Genomic DNA, 16,059 nt, shown 5'->3' with positions numbered 1-16,059 from the left:
CGGGTGCCGGACCTTGGGCGCCGCCGGGGCGTCATGTGTTGGTTGCCGGTCACTGGGTACGCATCGGGCGCGCCGGGCGTCGGGCGGTGGATGTCGGGTTGCTGGGCGTCGGGCGCCGGGTTGCGCCCATCGGACGTCGGACGGCGGGCTACCGATTAGGCATCGGGCGCGCAGGGCGTCGTGCCGCTGATCGGGCGTCGGGCATGGCCACGGTGCAGGGTTCTGGGCGTCGCCCATCAGGCGTTGGGCGTCGGGTGCCACACATCGGGCGTCTGGTGCCGGAGCGTCGCACATTAGCCGTCGAGTGCCGGGCGTTGGACGCCGGGCGTCAGGTGTCGGGCACTGAGTGTTAGGGCGTCAGGCGCTGGGCGCTTGGGTGGTGGGATGGGGCCGGGGTGTTGGGGGGTTGGGTCTCGAGGTGCTTGGCAGTGGTGTGGGAGCGCGGAGAAGTGGTGTGGATCGGAAGATTGTGGACTCTGTTCGTCCTCGGTAATTGGTGGGGGTCAGCGGAGGGTGACGATGAACTTGCCTGGCTTGCCGATGTTGCCGGCTGGGTCGATGGCTCGGTATTCGATGGTGTGTCGGCCTTTGCCTACCTTGCCGTAGGTGAGGCTGTCGATGACGGTGCCGTTCTCCGTGAACAGCCAGGGGGCGGACGAGTCGGTCGGCCAGCCGAAGTAGTTGAACCAGCCGTCCCCGTCGACGCGGAACTCGGAGACCACGACACCCGGGCGGTCGTCCGCGCCGGTCAGGCGCATAGTGAACGGTCCGTCGAAGACGTACTCGGGTGTGCGGCCTGGACGGGTCCGGCTGTGCGTCGCCTTCGACAGTTCGTACTTCACTGTTGGGCCCTGCGCGTCGATCGTCCAGGTCCGGCTCTTGGAACCGACGCGTGCGACCAGCTGATGCGTGCCCTTGGACAAGCGGAACCGTGCGAGATCGATGTCCCGGTCGCCGCCGCGTACGCGGCGCCCGTCCAGCTCCCAGCGGACGGTCGGGATGCTCTGCACCGGATGGGTCGTCTCCGCATACACGACCGATTCGCTCCCGACAGGCTTGTCGGTCGGCGTGGACGAGCTGAAATCGACAGGAATGTTGTCCGGCGGGGTCGTCAGACCGGTGTCGACCGTCCACGTGCGCACCTGGGTGAGTGCGGGCGATGAGCGTACGACCGGGTCACGGACGAAGTCGGTGGGGTCGGTGACTCTCGCCTGGACGGTGTGCGTGCCCTCCTTCAGGTGCAACCGCGACAGATCGAGATTGGGGCCCTTCTGCACTGTCTTACCGTCGACCGTCCATGTGACGGACAGCTGGTGTCCGGACGGATGCATCGTCTCGACCCACAGCACACGGTCATCCCCCACTGGCACGGTCGTTGGAGTGTGGGCTTGGACGAGGTTGACCTTGGCTGAGATCTGCTGCGTCATCCGTTCGCGCGACACCTGGTCGAAGTAGTAGCCCAGCGTCTTCATCATCGAGTGCTGGCTCGGCCTCCACACGCCCTTACTGAAGTAGATGCCGCCCTCGTACCGTCCTATGGTTCCTCCGGACTCGCTTCGTTCGCCGAGCCACCGCCACCATTTCTTCTTCTGCGCCTCCATCTCCTGCTCGGTCATGAGCGTGTGGTGGAGGGAGTCGGGCTCCGGACCGCTGTACGTCCCGCCAGGAACACCCCGCTGGTAGTAGTCGTACTCGTCGTGCAGTCCACCGAGCGAGTGGCCGAGCTCGTGCGGTGCGATGAGAGCCGACATCGCGTTGCCGCCCGAGGCCGTCGCATAGGCGCCGCCTGCACCGCCGTAGGTGTCGCTGTTGGCGAGCGCGAGAATCTGCCGATTCGCTTGGGTCGTCCCTGGGACGAGGTCGGCGAAGGTCTTGGCGGCCGCAGAGTTCATGACGAGAAGCCGCTGGACGCCGTCCTCCCTGCAGCCACTCCAGAACGCCATGCTCAGCGGAGTGGTGCGGCGTGGGGACGACAGCGACGGGTCACAGCTCACCCCAGACTCACCGGACGGGATCTCGACCGCGTACACGTTGATGTAGCTGCGATACGACTTGAACGGCTCGATCGTCCACAGGTCGTTGAGGTGCTCGGCGTAGTGGGCGCGGAACTTGGGCATGTCCGTCGACGTGTAACCGTCCCCGAGTATCACGAGGTTGAAGCGGGTGGCGGGGTTACCGGTGACCTGGACCGGAACCACTGTCGCGTCCGCAGGGTCGGCCGCCCGGTCGGCAGCCCGCGCGGTGGCCACGGACATGGACAGGACGGTCACGACCGCCGCCCCGATCGCCGTCGTCCTACCCGTCCACATGCGCAGACCTCCTCGCGGCGGCGCACGCGGCAGGCGAGGGCCGCCCGGGGGTCGCTGCGCCCGACACATCCCGCTGACCGCGGCGACCGTGGATCGCCGGCTGTTGATCGCCGATCGCTGATCAAGCAGGACTTTTCCGGATTATCGCCTGAAGATCCGGATTTGTCGCTACCGCTTTGCGCGCTGTCCGTCCGCCATGGCCCGCGTCACCCGCGTCCCGCCCACCCGCCGCTGCACCGCCGCGGACAGGACGGGCGCGAGCCCGCCGATCCTGGCCCCGAGCCGCAGCCCGAGCGGCGCCACGTCGATCTCGGCGACGTTCCGCGCGATGGCCCGGACGGTCGCCCGCGCCACGTCCTCCGGCGACCGGGTGCCGACGCCGCGCGGCAGCGTGACGCCGGTTTCGGCGAACATGCCCGCGTCCCGGATGAACCCCGGGAAGATCGTCGACACGCCGACGTGGTGTGGTCGCAGGTCCTCGCGCAGCGCCAGAGCGAACCCGCGCATACCGAACTTCGTCGCGTTATAGAGGGACGCGTTCCCGGACGCCGTCTTCCCGGACAGCGACGACACGAACACCAGATGACCGCGGCCACTCTCGGCCATCCGCGCGCTCGCGAGCTTCGCCATCACGATCGGCGCCCGCAGGTTCACGTCGAGCGCCCGGTCGATGTCGGTGATCGAGTAGTCGGCCAGCAGCCCGGATGCAGGCAGCGCCGCGTTCGCGACGAGCACGTCCACCGGGCCCGCCGCGTCCAGCAACCGCTCGGCCGCCGCGCGGTCCGCCAGATCGGCGGCGATGGCCCGAGCGTCGCCGCCGAGTTGCTCGGCCAGCGGTTCCAGGACGTCCACCCGCCGCCCCGTCAGGACGAGCCGCGCACCGCGCCCCGCCAGCGCCACCGCGATCGCCCGCCCGATCCCGCCACTGGCACCGGTCAGTAGGACGTTCGCTCCGCGCAGTTCCATCTCGCGATGATCCCGCATAGGTGAACACTTCTCATCCTTGTCACATCCCTGAGCCGCCACCATGCTCACCCTGGGCACCACCACGGCGACCACTCGTGCGATCCGCGACCGGGCCGATCCGCAGGCGGACGGCGCAGATGCACGGACAAACGGGCCAGCTGGGCGGACGGGCTACTGAGCTGCGCGGCCGGACCGCCTGAACGTGCGGCCGGACGAGCCCAAGGTGCGATTGGGCGGCTCGGATGCGCGGCAGGTCTGAATGTGGTGGGAGGACGGCCCATGTGCGCGGGGCGGGTGGCCTTGAGACGCGGGACACGGCCCATATGTGTGGCCGGGCGGTCCCTGGATCTGTAGGCGGGCCTGCCTGAATCTGTGGGCGGACGGACGGGCCGGATGTGCGGATGTGCGGGTGAAGGGCCTATATGGGGGATTCGAACCCTGGTCACCCGGCTTGCAAAGCCGGTGCTGTGCCAACTGTGCTCGTGGAGAGCGGCTCAGGCGGGTGGGTGGCCTGGGTGTGTGTGGGTGGGTCGGGTGTGTGTGGCTGGGGGCCGCGTGTGTGGGGAAGGGTGCCTGGACTTGTGCACGGGGGCGGAGTTGTTGGGTCAGAGGCCGATTCGCCACAGCAGCAAGATGACCGACGACAGCACCAGTCCGGCCGAGCCGATGACGACCTCGCCCAGCGCGATCATCGCGGCGCATCCCGTCGCGGTCATCCCGGCCGCCAGCACCAGCCCCCGGGCCCCGGACGGCTCGTCGTCCGGCGCGCCCGAATCGAACTCGCGTTCCCAGCGGCGGAAGTCGTCCTCTGCCATCGGCTCTCCCGAAGGTCGTCACCCCGGATTATGCGGCGGTCCGGGCGGCCCGGCGAGATGGCGCGGGGGTGAGGGCATCCGCACCAGGATTTGGACGCCGGGTCCGATACCGGTGAGGGGGTGCGGATCGCCCGGGAACGGTTGCTAGGCTGCGGAGAGCCTGGGGGCAGCAGTCGCTGATGTGAGGTCCCCCAGGGTTTGACTGAATAGTCGAGGTGAAGGGGTCCCACCGTGAAGAAGCTGCTCATTCTGGCCGTCGTCGCACTCGGTGGTTTTGCTGTCTGGCGCCGGCTGCAGCAGGACCGTGCCGAGCTGGACCTGTGGACCGAGGCCACGTCGTCCGACAACTGAGCGTTTCTCATCCCGCCCGTCCGCGGAGCCAAGGTCGGCGCGGGCGGGGATGAGAGGTGTTCACCGACGCAGGCGATAAGGTCCCCGGCGTGAACGAAGCAGCCCCGATCACCGTCGCCTGCCTCGATCTCGCCGGGACCACTGTCGCGGACGGCGACACCGTCCGCACCGCCTTCGCCGAGGCGATCGCCACTCTGGGGATCGTCTCCGGCACGGCGGCGTACGACCGTGCCCTGGCCCGGTTCCACGAATCGCGCGGCGGCCCGAAACTCGACATCTTCCGTTCCCTCTTCGACGAGGACCGCGCCCAGGCGGCGAACCTGGCGTTCGAACGCTCCTACGACGACCTCGTCGACCGTCGCGGCCTGGAGCCCGTCCCCGGCGCCGACGACGCCCTTCTGTGCCTCCGCACCGCAGGAATTCGCGTCTGCCTCCTCACCGGCTTCGGCCGCAGCACGCAGGCGCGCATCATCGACACCCTCGGCTGGTGGGACCGCGTCGACCTGACCCTCTGCCCGGCGGACGTCCCCCGCGGCCGCCCGTGGCCCGACCTCGTCCTCACCGCCGCCCTCCGCCTCGGCGTGGACGACGTCCGCCACATCGCCGTCTGCGGCGACACCGCCAACGACATGCTCACCGGCCGCCGATCCGGCGCGTCCATCGTCGCGGGCGTCCTCACCGGCGCCCATGATCGCGACCGCCTGCTCGCCGCCGGCGCCACCCACATCCTCCCCAGCGTCGCCGCCCTCCCCGGGCTGATCCTCCCGGCCAGCGTCGATGACACGGTGACCGCCGACCACAGGTAGGCTGGTCCCCGCTCGAGGGGCCTTAGCTCAGTTGGTAGAGCACCGGCTTTGCAAGCCGGGTGTCAGGGGTTCGAATCCCCTAGGCTCCACCCACCAGAAAGCCCAGGTCTGTATCAAGATTCCGACCTGGGCTCTCGGCTGTCATGATCACTTCTTCCGCTTCCGTGCCTGTTGTATGTGTCATATGTGTGTATAGCGACACGTTCACCAGCCCATCCCTCCGGTCGAGCGCCGCGAGGTATGCGGGTGCCTCAGAGGTGGCGATCAGACAGGCCCCATGGTCTCTCGTCGCTTGGCGGCCCATCTGCGAAATCTCCAGCGATACATCGGCCCGGCCGCGAACCGGAAACTCGCCCTGTTCCCGTCCACGGTGAGCCGAAGCCGCCCAATGGTCGGGGATCCGTCGGTTGGATGCAGCCATAGCCGCAGCAGCCGAGTGCGGAGGAACGCCGTCCACGTGTCCTCTCCCCGATCGGCGCGGAGCAGCGGCCGGACGGCGTCGAACGACGCAAAGGCAAGAAGCTCGCAGCACACTGTGGGTTGATCACGCTCGATCTCCTGTAGCAGGGCGATCGGTCGGCTGCGTCCCAGCATGAGCACGTAATCAGGCCTGTCCATTTCCGCCGCTCCCCGTCGCCCCGGGCGCTCGGTCTTAATGCCCCATAGCGTCTCGCAAGTGGAGGAAACTCAGGTCACGCGAGGGCGTGGAGTTACCGCCGAACGATCCGAGAACTCAGCGGCAGAGCAGCTCGACCGTGACGCAGATGCTTCATAGTCGCGTCCACACGTTCTCGCCACCGCGCATCGCCTCGATCAGGGCTCGGCTGTAGCCGCTCGCCATGACCACGTCGTTGATGCGGTCCTTCGGGGCGTGGTGTGGCGCAAGCTCCTTGACGATTCGCGCGATGGTCTCCCGAACGTCGTGCAGCTCTTTCGCCATCGAACGCTCTCGTTCGCCGAGTCGCTGCAACTCCTGATAACGCCAGTCGGAAGCTGGTTTCCCATCGCTCATGCACCGCACTGTAGAGCCAGCCGACAGGCTGACGGCGATCATGACTGGACGGACACGTCCGACCAGATCAACGCACCACCGGAAGGTCGGCAGCGCCACCACCGAGGGCCGCATCAGCTGGTAGAGCACCCCTAGGCTCCAGCCGCCCGTCGGTTGATCGTGGCCACATTCGGCGCGGCTGACACCTCAGCCCGCGGGTCGGCCGTCGAACGAACATGCGCCGACGATCACCCCGACCCCGCTTCCTCATTTACTACGAATACGAGGACGCCCCGGCGCCACAACGGTTCCGCGACCTGCTGCTCAGCATCGCCGACGTCGCCACCTTGGGCTCGATCGTGACGGCATTCGTCATCATGTGGGACCGCTGGTAGGGGGACCGACCCGAGACGCCCTGGAGGCACCAGACCAGCCTGGTTATCCACAGGCGGACGTATGCCGGCTCATAACTTTCGATCGGCGCGATGATGCGGTCGGACTCGTCGTCGTCCTGGGGTGTGCTGGCGGTTGACGGCTTGGCCAGCGCGAGGCTGGACGGTCAGTCTGCGAGGGTGCCGACGGCGAACCAGAGTCCGACCATGCCCGGCAACGTCAGGGGGACCACCGCCAGTGCAGCCACCCGGCGCGGAACACTCCGCACGATGCGGCCGGTCAGCAGGTTAAGCGCGCGGAGCCAGGCCAGGCAGGCGGCGACAAGGCAGAGACCACTGAAGACGAACCACATCTCCGCGCTCAAGGCGTTCACGTTCAGGACGGTAGCCAGCGGCGGTCATCGTCCACAAACCATGCCCAGGTGGGAAGCCGATGCCTTGGGGGCGGACGTTCTGTCGGCTGCGCGTCCCTTCGTTGGTGTGTTGGTCACGTGCTGGGCAAGTTTGGAGGCATGGACATCAACAGCGTGATCGTCGACTCCGCTGATCCGGATCGGCTGGCCGCCTTCTGGAGCAAACTGCTGGACCGGCCGGTGGCCGCGCGTTCCGGGCCTTATGTATGGCTCGAGCGCAGAAACGGGTTCGGCATGGGCTTCCAGCGCACGGACGGCTCCAAAGCCGGAAAGAACCGGCTTCACCTGGACCTGGAGTCGGACGATCCGGCTGCCGAACAGGCCACGGTGGAGGCGCTGGGCGGACGCCGGCTGACCGAGTACGACCCCGGCGGCTTCCTCGTCATGGCCGATCCCGACGGAAACGAGTTCTGTATCATCCCCAAAGGCTCGTTCGAGCTCGACGACGAAGGGCGGGCCGACTACCTAACTGCCTGACGAGAGACGCGGAGGCTACCAAATCCCGCCGCCCTCGCCCCGCGCTCGCCCTTGCCACACCCCACCCTCGCGCCGTCGCTTGCGGTGTGCTGCGCACGACGGCGCAGGTCGGGGTGGACGGCGGTGTCACGCTTTCTGTCTGCGTCTGCCATGCGGTGCGGGCATTAGCCGATGGTGGACGAATCGTCCGGCATGTGGGCGAGCGGGAGCGGGTTTGGCCGAGGACGTTTTCGTGTGCGGCGGCGACGGGCCAGGCTCCGTCTCTGCGGACTATTCGCTCGGGCGGATTTTTTTTGGGGCGGGGTGATGGTGAATTTGTTGTTGATCTTCACGCTTCCCCCGTCGTAGCAGTTGTGGGGGGTCCCAGACCTTCAGACCACTGTTGAGGCCGGCGCGGACGCGCTACCGGGCATGACGAACGCTGCCATGAGAATGGTGATGCTGGCGACGAGGGATGATGTGGGCCTTCGCATGATTCCTCCACTGTCGGGGTTCCTGGGGGGTTACGTCAGGGCGACGCTACGGACGTAGGCCCAATCTGCAAGGAGGTTCGGGAACCCGTGGTCATCTCGATTGGCATTTGATCACAAAGTTCGAGGTGATGATCGCTGGTGGGGAAATTGTGTTGCTGGGGTGATCTCTGAGGTCGCCAAGTTCGATCAGATGGCGGCAGAAGCCGGGATGACCGGCTCTGGCCTCGGGTGAAAGACTCTGCCGGAAAACGGATTTCAGGCGAGCTGTTGGCGCGCGGTCGGATGTGTGAGGCGGCCGCCTCGCTGCACGCGGGGCGGCCGCCGTTTGGGGCCCTTAGCGGCCGGGGGTGCGCTGTGACTCTGCACCCTGGGCGAAGGCGGCGCGGAAGGTGATCTCGCCGAAGATCCCGTCGGCGTCGATCTCCTTGCGCTCCTGGAAGCGCTTGACCGCCGCGGTCGTTGACGGGCCGTACTGGCCGTCCACGACGAGCGCCGAGTCCTGCAGGACCCTCATCGCGTACTGGATGCCCTTGACCTGGGCCGTCAGGCCGCTACCCGCACCGACCTCGCCGCCGTCGTCACGGAGCGCGCTCCAGGTCTCGATGTCGAGCTTGCCCGTCTGGGGCAGGTCGTGCGACTTCTGGTACTTCTGCAGCGCCGGTCCGAGGTTCGCCGGCCAGCCCTCGCCGGCGGACGTCGGGGTGCAGTCGTCGTAGAACTTGAACTGCACCAGGTAGCAGCGGGCGGACGCGATGCGGTAGTCGCTGTCGCCGGGGCCGAGCTCCACCCACGGCTGCGACTCGATGGCCCGGACGACCGCGGGATCGGTCTTCGGGCCGTCCGCGTTGGCCGTTCGCATCGCGCCGAAGCTGGCGCCGATCGCCAGCAGTGTCATCGCGACGCCGAGCACCACGCGTAGCAAGATCTTCATCTGTGGAATCCCCCGTTCCGGTCGATTGGATCCTGTACTTCGGTGTGATGCCGACCGGTGGCGAATTGTTCTCGGTAATCCCGGACTATTTGCGCAGCCCCTGCTGACGAATAGAGAACGGGACGGGTTTACATGGTCTCGCATAATTTACTCAAATTGGCGTTGGCCCGGCAGCGGCGGTGGCGGCTGTGGCAGCGGCGTGCTCCCGCTGCCACAGGGACCGGTAGAGGCCGGGGCGGGACACCAGGTCGGCGTGCGTCCCGCGGTCGGTGACGCGGCCGCCGTCCAGGACGACGATCTCGTCGACGGCGTCCAGGCCGGTGAGGCGGTGGGTGACGAGCAGTGTCGTCCGGCCTTCGGTGGCGGTCAGCAGGTCGGCGGTGAGGGCGTCGGCGGTCGCGATGTCGAGGTGCTCGGCGGGCTCGTCCAGCAGGAGGATCGGGAAGTCGGCGAGGAGTGCACGGGCGAGGGCGATGCGCTGGCGCTGGCCGCCGGACACCTGCGCGCCGTGCTCACCGACCCGCGTGTCGAGTCCCTGGGGAAGCGCGTCGATCCAGTCGAGGAGGCGGGCGCGGCGTAGGGCGTCGCGGATCTCGGTGTCGGTCGCGGTGGGACGCGCTAGGCGGACGTTCTCGCCGATGGTCGAATCGAATAGGTGGGCGTCCTGTGCGCAGAGGCCGATGATGCGGCGGACGTCGTCGCCCCTGAGGGATCGCATGTCTACATCGTTGAGTGTCGTCCTGCCGGTGGTGGGCTCTAGGAACCGGAGAAGGACGGCGGTGAGTGTCGTCTTGCCTGAGCCACTCGGGCCGACGATTGCGCAACGGCGGCCGGGGGCCAGGTCTAGGGAAATGCCGTCCAGGACGTAGGGGCCGTTAGGCGTCCACCGGGCGCGGAGGTTTTCGACCCTGAGGGTGTAGGGCGCCGCAGGGAGCGGTGTGGCGGTGGCTGGGTCGTGTGTTGGCTCAGGGGTGTCCAAGACGGCGAAGATGCGCGAGGCAGAGCGGCGGACACGCTCCAGATATTGCGCGGCTAGCGGCAGCCCGGCGACGACCTCGAAAGCGGCCAACGGCAGTAGGACGACCACTGCGAGAAGCACCCCGTCGAGCGTCCCAGAGCGGACGGCCGGGACGCCGACGGCGAGACTGCCCCAGACGGCCAGACCGCCCGCGAGAGCGGAAATCGCCGCACCCAGACCAGCGGTGGCGGCGGAACGAGCCGACGCGCGGGTGAAGTCGCGGTCGAGTTGGCGTGCTGTGGCGAGGTGCCCAGGGGCGGCGCCGTAGGCGATGAGTTCGGGTGCGCCCTGGAGGGTGTCCACTACGTGGGTGGTGAGGTCGGCGCGCAGGTCGGTCGTGCGGTGTTCGGCGCGGCGCGCCATGGCGGCCGAAAGCCAGGGGGCGACGACGCCTGCGAGCAGAAGCGCGCACAGTAGGACGGCCCCAGCCGACGGAAGCAGCGCCCAGGCGAGACCAACGGACGCGCCGCCAACGACAGCGGCGACCGTGCAGGGCAGGAGCACGCGCAGGAAGAGGTCCTGGACGGCGTCGACGTCCGCGACGAGCCGGTTGAGCAGGTCGCCGCGGCGGAAGGCGGGGAGGCCGCCGGGCGCGAGCCGCTCCAGCCGTTCGTACACGCGGGCGCGCAGGTCCGCGAGGATCCGGAAGGTCGCGTCGTGGCCGATGAGGCGTTCGACGTAGCGGAACACGCCGCGTCCCAGCCCGAAGGCGCGGACGGCGACGATCGCGACCATCAGCATCAGCACCGGCGGATGCTGCGCGGCGCGCGAGATGAGCCACGCCGAGGTGGCCATGAGCCCGACACCGCTGCCCAGCGCCAGCACGCCGAACAGGACGGCGAGCCCGAGCCGCCACCGGGCGGGACGGGCGAAACCGAGCAGCCTAATGATCATGCCACCCTCACCAATGCTGGAAGTTCTGCGTTGGCCGGACGCTGGTGGGTGGAAACGTGCAGCCATAGCCGCACCGTCCGGGCCAGGTGCGCAGGCTGCGCCAGGGCGCGACTCACGGTTTCGTTGCGCAGCTCGCCTGGCGGTTTGGGCTCGAGGTCGGCCGTGATCGAGCGTCGCATCGCTCCACAAGATGTCCGCTCAGGTCCGCGTCGGCATCGCCGAGCCGTCCGCGGCGGACGCCTGTACGCGGGTGAGACCGACTTCGAGACACGCCCTAGGCGGGCTGAGGTGTTGAGCTGGACGAGCGTGGGGATGCGCCGCCATTGGGCAACCCCGCCGGACGACGTACTGCCTCGCCGTCCGGCGGGTTGGGGGAGGGTGCCGAGCGGTGGGCGAGTGGGGATGTGTTGCCTGGGGGCGCCCACGGCCGGGTGAAGAGTCGCGGGTGTTGGGCGTCCGTGGGTGGGGGTCACGTCGTCACCGGCTCTGGGTGGAGGGGGACGGGGATCGTCCGGTCGGCGAGGGCGGCCAGGGCGGGGCGGTGGGCGACCAGGATCACGGTGCGCGACGCGGCGAGGCGGCGGACGGCGTCGAGCACGGCCGCCTCGCTCTCCATGTCGAGGTTCGAGGTCGGCTCGTCCAGGAGGAGGAGCGGGGCGTCGCGCAGGAAGGCGCGGGCGAGGGCGATGCGCTGGCGTTGTCCGGCGGAGAGGCCGAGGCCCTGCTCGCCGAGCCGCGTGTCGAGTCCGTCCGGGAGGGCGTCGATAAACGGCAGGGCGTTCGCGGCCTGCGCGGCGGCGCGGACGTCGGCGTCGGACGCGTCTGGACGGCCCAGCCGGATGTTGGCGGCGATCGTCCCGGTGAACAGGTGCGGGCGCTGCGGGACCCATGCGATGCGGGCGCGCCAGGCGTCCGGATCGAGGTCGGCGAGGTCGGCCCAGTCGACCAGGACGCGGCCCGAGTCGGGCCGGACGAAGCCGAGCAGCACGGCGAGCGCTGTGGATTTCCCGGCCCCGCTCGGGCCGGTGAGGGCGACCGTTTCGCCAGGGTGGACGGTGAGGGAGAGCCCGTCGAGGGCGGGGGCCTCACGACTGTCGTAGGTGACCGTTACGTTGTCCAAGCGGATCGTGGCGCGGGTCAGGTCGGGGACTTCGGTGCGGGTTCCCGTGGCGGGGGCGGGAGTTTCGAGGACCTCGAAGATCCGTCCGGCGGCGGTGAGGCCCTCGACGCTCGCGTGGTACTGCGCGCCGACCTGCCGCAGCGGCAGGTACGCCTCCGGCGCCAGGATCAGGACGAGCAGTGCCGTCTCCAGGCCCAGCCCGCCCTCGACCAGCCGGAGCCCGATGGAGACGGCGACGAGCGCGACGGAGATCGTCGAGAGGAGTTCGAGGACGAGCGCTGACAGGAACGCGATCCGGAGCGTCGACATCGTGGCGCGGCGGTGCCGGTCGGTGACCTCGCGGATCTTGTCCGCCTGGGCGCGGGCGCGTCCGAAGATCTTGAGGGTGGGGAGGCCGGCGACGACGTCCAGGAAGTGCGCGGACAGGACGGAGAGCGTGCGCCACTGCCGGTCCATCTTCCGCTGCGTGGTGAGGCCGACGAGGATCGCGAAGACCGGGATGAGCGGCAGCGTCACGGCGATCGTCACGGCGGACAGCCAGTCGCCCAGCAGGATCCGCGCGCCCACCGCCACCGGGACGATCACCGAGAGGACGAGCTGGGGCAGGTAGCGGGAGAAGTAGTCGTCCAGCGCGTCGATCCCGCGGGTGGCGAGGGTGGCCAGCTCGCCGCTGCGCTCGCCGGACAGCCAGCGCGGGCCGAGCCGCAGCGCGTGCGCGAGCAGCCGGGCGCGCAGCTGCGACTTCACGGCGGCGGACGAGCGGTGCGCGGCGACCTCCTGCAACCATGCGACGAGGGCCCGTCCGAGGACGACGGCGAGCAGGAGCAACAGCGGCGCGCGCAGCTCGCCGAGCGTGGCGTCGCCGAGGAACGCGCGGGTGAGCATCCCGGCGAGCAGCGTCGCCTGCGCGATGATCAGCCCTGCGGTAGCGGCACCGAGCACGACGGACGCGACAAGAAACGCACGGGTCGTCCGAGCATGCTTGAGCAGCCGAGGATCAAGAGGCTTCATCGCGCCGACCTACCCGACCGCACGTCCGGCACGTCCGGCACGTCCGGCGGGTTGGACGGCCCCTGCTGGTTCGGAGGCCCCTGCTGGCTGAGCGGTTCCTGCGGGCTCGGGGGTCCCTGGCGGGTCGGCGGTTCCTGTATGGGCGGCTCCTGCGGATTGGACGGTTCCTGCAGGCCGGGCGGCCCTTGCCGGTTCAGCGGTCCCTGCAGGCTTCGCTGTCCCTGCGGGTCCGGGGGTTCCTCCGAGTTCAGGGGTCCCCCAGGGTGCGCGGGTTCCTGCTGGTTGCGTGGTTCCTGCGGATTTGGCGGTTTCCGGGCGGTCCGTGGCGTCGGTGGGATGTGGGACGGGCCGATGCGCTTGCGGAAGACCCAGTACGTCCAGCCCTGGTAGATCATCACGATCGGGGTGAACACGGCCGCCACCCAGGTCATGATCTTGAGGGTGTAGGGCGTCGAGGATGCGTTCTCTGTGGTCAGGGTCCCAGCTGCGTTGAGGGTGGACGGCATGACGTCCGGGAAGAGCGAGGTGAACAGCGTTGCGACGGCGAGGACGATGGCCGTGCCGGTGCCGATGAACGCCCACCCTTCGCGGCCCCTCCGGTTGGCGACGGCGGCGACGGCCAGCCCGATCGCGGCGCCCCCGGCGGTCAGCCAGGTCACCGGCTTGCCGTGGTCGAGCTGCGTGATCAGCAGAAAGCTGCCGCCTGCGGCGATGGCCGCGACCGCGGCGACGCTCGCGATGAAACGGGCCCGCACCCGGATGTCGCCGGACGTCTTCAGCGCCAGGAACACCGCCCCGTGCAGGACGAACAGGATCATCGTGGTGAGCCCGCCGAGCAGCGCGTACGGGTTGAGCAGGTCGGCGAGCGTCCCGACGAACTCGTGGTCGGCGTCGAGCGGCACGCCGCGGACGATGTTCGCGAACGCCACACCCCACAGGAACGCGGGGACGAGGCTGCCCCAGAAGATCGCCTTGTCCCAGCGGGCCCGCCACCGCGCGTCGTCCCGCTTGCCGCGGTACTCGAACGCGACCCCGCGGATGATCAGCGACAGGAGGATGGCGAGAAGCGGCAGGTAGAAGCCGCTGAACAGCGTCGCGTACCACTCGGGGAACGCGGCGAACATGGCGGCGCCGGCGACGATGAACCACACCTCGTTGGCGTCCCAGACGGGCCCGATGGTGTTGATGACGACGCGCCGCTCGACGTCGTTCCGCCCCAGGACGGGCAGCAGCATGCCGACGCCGAAATCGAATCCCTCCAGGAAGAAGTAGCTCGTCCACAGGAAGGCGATGATGATGAACCAGACGGTGGTGAGTTCCATGATCGGCGTCCCTCAGTAGGCGAACGCGAGCGAGCGCTCGGATTCGTCGTCGGATTCGTCATCGGGAGGTGGCGGCAGCGCCTCGTCCTCGGACGGCGGTCCGGCCTTGGCGTACTTGAGCATCAGCCCGGCCTCGATCACCGCGAGGACGGCGTAGAGCGCGGTCAGCGAGGCGACCGAGATGAGCATCGACGACGCCGTCACACCCGGCGACACGCTGGCCGACGTCTTCATCACGCCGTACACCGACCAGGGCTGACGTCCCATCTCGGTGAAGATCCATCCGGCGGAGTTGCCGATGAACGGGAGCGTCAGCGACAGCATCCCGATCCGGTACACCCACCGGTTGGACGGCAGGCGCCCGCGCCGCAGCAGCCACAGCCCGGCGAAGGAGACGAGCGCGGTGACCATCCCGACCCCGACCATGAGCCGGAAGTTCCAGTAGATGGCGGGAACGAACGGCCGGTAATCACCGGGCCCGTGCCGTGCCTCCTCGGCCGCCTGGAGGTCGTTGATCCCCTTGACCTCGCCGTCGAAGGTGCCGGTGGCCAGGAACGACAGGACGCGCGGCACCTTGATCCCGAAGACCTCCTCGTCGCCGTCCGGCGTACCGAGCGTGAAGACCGAGAACGAGGCGGGCTGCTCGGTCTCGTAGAGCGCCTCGGCGGCGGCCATCTTCATGGGCTGCTGCTCGGTCATGACCTTGCCCTGCTGGTCGCCGCTGATCGCGACGCCGATCGACGCCACCGCCGTGACGGCCAGCGCCAGCCGCAGCGATGGCCGGAACACCTCCACGTTCTTCCGCCTCGCGAGATGCCACGCGCTGACGCCCGCCATGAACATGCCGCCGGTGACGAACGCCGCCGTGATCGTGTGCGGGAACGCGACGAGATGCGTCGGGTTGGTCAGGACGGCCCAGAAGTCGGTGAGGACGGCCCGTCCGGTCTCCTCGTCGATCCGGTAGCCGACCGGGTGCTGCATCCAGGAGTTCGCGGACAGGATGAAGAACGCCGACAGTTGCGTCCCGATGGCCACCAGCCAGATGCAGGCCAGGTGGACCCTCTTCGGCAGCCTGTCCCAGCCGAAGATCCACAGCCCGAGGAACGTCGACTCGACGAAGAACGCGAGCAGCCCCTCGATCGCGAGCGGCGCGCCGAAGACATCGCCGACGAACCGGGAGTAGTCACTCCAGTTCATGCCGAACTGGAACTCCTGCACGATGCCGGTGACGATCCCCATCGCGAAGTTGATCAGGAAGAGCTTGCCCCAGAACTTGGTGGCGCGCAGGTAGGCGGTCTTCCCCGTCCGGACCCAGGCCGTCTCCAGCCCCGCGACCAGCGCGGACAGCCCGATCGTCAGCGGCACGAACAGGAAGTGGTACACGGTGGTGATCCCGAACTGCCACCGCGCGATATCGACCGTATCCATGCCCCGGGCCGCCTTCCGGCTATCTACTACAAGCTGTAGTACTACGTCCTGTGGGACATACTACGGCCTGTAGTACTATCGGTCGTCGTTAACTCCCTCACAGCACACCGCAGGCGCCTACGCTGGCCCGAGGCCCATGGACGCGCTGACCCTCCCGCTGCCTCCGGCGACACCTGGACACGCGCAGAATTCGAGGCGCTGCCCGACAACCTCCCGGTGCGTGTCACCCTCGTCCACGGAGAACTCGTCCGGAGCGCGCGGCCTCGTACGATGCATCAGCGCATCATGCGCCGCCTGGCGACCCGCATCGAGGACGCCGCTCCCGGCAACTGGCACGTCGAC

13 protein-coding genes, 1 tRNA gene and 1 pseudogene are annotated in these 16,059 nt (G+C 68.7%); 5 read left to right on the top strand and 10 right to left on the bottom strand.

Going from position 1 to position 16,059, the window contains the following annotated elements; translation table 11 throughout:
- Positions 1 to 503: 503 nt before the first annotated feature.
- From ACH34S_RS30445 to ACH34S_RS30435, 3 genes are all read right to left on the bottom strand, one after another.
- Positions 504 to 2,309: a M64 family metallopeptidase gene (locus tag ACH34S_RS30445; RefSeq protein ID WP_395956279.1), complete on the bottom strand. Its 1,806-nt coding sequence runs from the start codon at positions 2,307 to 2,309 to the stop codon at positions 504 to 506.
- A gap of 168 nt (positions 2,310 to 2,477) precedes the next feature.
- On the bottom strand, positions 2,478 to 3,275 hold the full coding sequence (locus tag ACH34S_RS30440; RefSeq protein WP_395956277.1) for an SDR family NAD(P)-dependent oxidoreductase: 798 nt from the start codon (positions 3,273 to 3,275) through the stop codon (positions 2,478 to 2,480).
- A 605-nt stretch (positions 3,276 to 3,880) separates the two neighbouring features.
- Positions 3,881 to 4,090: a hypothetical protein gene (locus tag ACH34S_RS30435; protein ID WP_395956276.1), complete on the bottom strand. Its 210-nt coding sequence runs from the start codon at positions 4,088 to 4,090 to the stop codon at positions 3,881 to 3,883.
- Between the two features lie 231 nt (positions 4,091 to 4,321).
- Here ACH34S_RS30435 and ACH34S_RS30430 point away from each other — a divergent pair, with 231 nt between their 5' ends.
- From ACH34S_RS30430 to ACH34S_RS30420, 3 genes are all read left to right on the top strand, one after another.
- Positions 4,322 to 4,441 (top strand): DLW-39 family protein, encoded by a 120-nt coding sequence (locus ACH34S_RS30430; protein ID WP_211342807.1) that lies wholly within the window; start codon positions 4,322 to 4,324, stop codon positions 4,439 to 4,441.
- Positions 4,442 to 4,530: 89 nt separating this feature from the next.
- Complete coding sequence (locus ACH34S_RS30425; RefSeq protein ID WP_395956275.1) at positions 4,531 to 5,247, top strand: HAD family hydrolase; 717 nt, start codon at positions 4,531 to 4,533, stop codon at positions 5,245 to 5,247.
- Between the two features lie 16 nt (positions 5,248 to 5,263).
- A tRNA-Ala gene (locus ACH34S_RS30420) sits at positions 5,264 to 5,336 on the top strand.
- Positions 5,337 to 6,016: 680 nt separating this feature from the next.
- Here the strand turns inward: ACH34S_RS30420 and ACH34S_RS30415 are convergent.
- The gene (locus tag ACH34S_RS30415; RefSeq protein ID WP_395956274.1) at positions 6,017 to 6,388 is read right to left on the bottom strand and encodes a hypothetical protein; all 372 of its coding nucleotides are present in this window, start codon (positions 6,386 to 6,388) and stop codon (positions 6,017 to 6,019) included.
- Between the two features lie 86 nt (positions 6,389 to 6,474).
- Here ACH34S_RS30415 and ACH34S_RS30410 point away from each other — a divergent pair, with 86 nt between their 5' ends.
- Positions 6,475 to 6,633, top strand: a complete 159-nt coding sequence (locus ACH34S_RS30410) for a hypothetical protein (protein ID WP_395956273.1) — start codon at positions 6,475 to 6,477, stop codon at positions 6,631 to 6,633.
- Positions 6,634 to 6,797: 164 nt separating this feature from the next.
- Here ACH34S_RS30410 and ACH34S_RS30405 read toward each other — a convergent pair whose 3' ends face one another.
- Entirely contained in the window at positions 6,798 to 7,004 is a 207-nt protein-coding gene (locus ACH34S_RS30405; protein WP_395956272.1) for a hypothetical protein, read from the bottom strand.
- 138 nt (positions 7,005 to 7,142) lie between these two features.
- Here ACH34S_RS30405 and ACH34S_RS30400 point away from each other — a divergent pair, with 138 nt between their 5' ends.
- On the top strand, positions 7,143 to 7,520 hold the full coding sequence (locus tag ACH34S_RS30400; protein ID WP_395956271.1) for a VOC family protein: 378 nt from the start codon (positions 7,143 to 7,145) through the stop codon (positions 7,518 to 7,520).
- Between the two features lie 807 nt (positions 7,521 to 8,327).
- Here ACH34S_RS30400 and ACH34S_RS30395 read toward each other — a convergent pair.
- The 5 genes and pseudogenes from ACH34S_RS30395 to ACH34S_RS30375 form a co-directional block, all read right to left on the bottom strand.
- Positions 8,328 to 8,924: a peptidoglycan-binding protein gene (locus ACH34S_RS30395; RefSeq protein WP_395956270.1), complete on the bottom strand. Its 597-nt coding sequence runs from the start codon at positions 8,922 to 8,924 to the stop codon at positions 8,328 to 8,330.
- 151 nt (positions 8,925 to 9,075) lie between these two features.
- The gene (cydC, locus tag ACH34S_RS30390; RefSeq protein WP_395956269.1) at positions 9,076 to 10,836 is read right to left on the bottom strand and encodes a thiol reductant ABC exporter subunit CydC; all 1,761 of its coding nucleotides are present in this window, start codon (positions 10,834 to 10,836) and stop codon (positions 9,076 to 9,078) included.
- A 469-nt stretch (positions 10,837 to 11,305) separates the two neighbouring features.
- A complete protein-coding gene (gene cydD / locus ACH34S_RS30385; RefSeq protein WP_395956268.1) occupies positions 11,306 to 12,967 on the bottom strand; it encodes a thiol reductant ABC exporter subunit CydD in 1,662 nt (553 codons plus the stop codon).
- Positions 12,968 to 13,290: 323 nt separating this feature from the next.
- Positions 13,291 to 14,289: pseudogene (cydB, locus tag ACH34S_RS30380) on the bottom strand (cytochrome d ubiquinol oxidase subunit II); the annotation flags it as partial.
- 12 nt (positions 14,290 to 14,301) lie between these two features.
- Complete coding sequence (locus tag ACH34S_RS30375; protein WP_395956267.1) at positions 14,302 to 15,717, bottom strand: cytochrome ubiquinol oxidase subunit I; 1,416 nt, start codon at positions 15,715 to 15,717, stop codon at positions 14,302 to 14,304.
- Between the last annotated feature and the right edge of the window lie 342 nt (positions 15,718 to 16,059).

This window comes from Actinomadura sp. 3N508 (assembly GCF_044326375.1).
GTDB lineage: Bacteria > Actinomycetota > Actinomycetes > Streptosporangiales > Streptosporangiaceae > Spirillospora.
This window is presented reverse-complemented; position numbering and strand designations above follow the sequence as displayed.

Bases quoted from the DNA above. Each gene is read 5' to 3' on its own strand.
- ACH34S_RS30445 (WP_395956279.1), bottom strand. From the start codon at position 2,309: ATGTGGACGGGTAGGACGACGGCGATCGGGGCGGCGGTCGTGACCGTC.
- ACH34S_RS30440 (WP_395956277.1), bottom strand. From the start codon at position 3,275: ATGGAACTGCGCGGAGCGAACGTCCTACTGACCGGTGCCAGTGGCGGG.
- ACH34S_RS30435 (WP_395956276.1), bottom strand. From the start codon at position 4,090: ATGGCAGAGGACGACTTCCGCCGCTGGGAACGCGAGTTCGATTCGGGC.
- ACH34S_RS30410 (WP_395956273.1), top strand. From the start codon at position 6,475: ATGCGCCGACGATCACCCCGACCCCGCTTCCTCATTTACTACGAATAC.
- ACH34S_RS30400 (WP_395956271.1), top strand. From the start codon at position 7,143: ATGGACATCAACAGCGTGATCGTCGACTCCGCTGATCCGGATCGGCTG.
- ACH34S_RS30395 (WP_395956270.1), bottom strand. From the start codon at position 8,924: ATGAAGATCTTGCTACGCGTGGTGCTCGGCGTCGCGATGACACTGCTG.
- cydC (WP_395956269.1), bottom strand. From the start codon at position 10,836: ATGATCATTAGGCTGCTCGGTTTCGCCCGTCCCGCCCGGTGGCGGCTC.
- cydD (WP_395956268.1), bottom strand. From the start codon at position 12,967: ATGAAGCCTCTTGATCCTCGGCTGCTCAAGCATGCTCGGACGACCCGT.
- ACH34S_RS30375 (WP_395956267.1), bottom strand. From the start codon at position 15,717: ATGGATACGGTCGATATCGCGCGGTGGCAGTTCGGGATCACCACCGTG.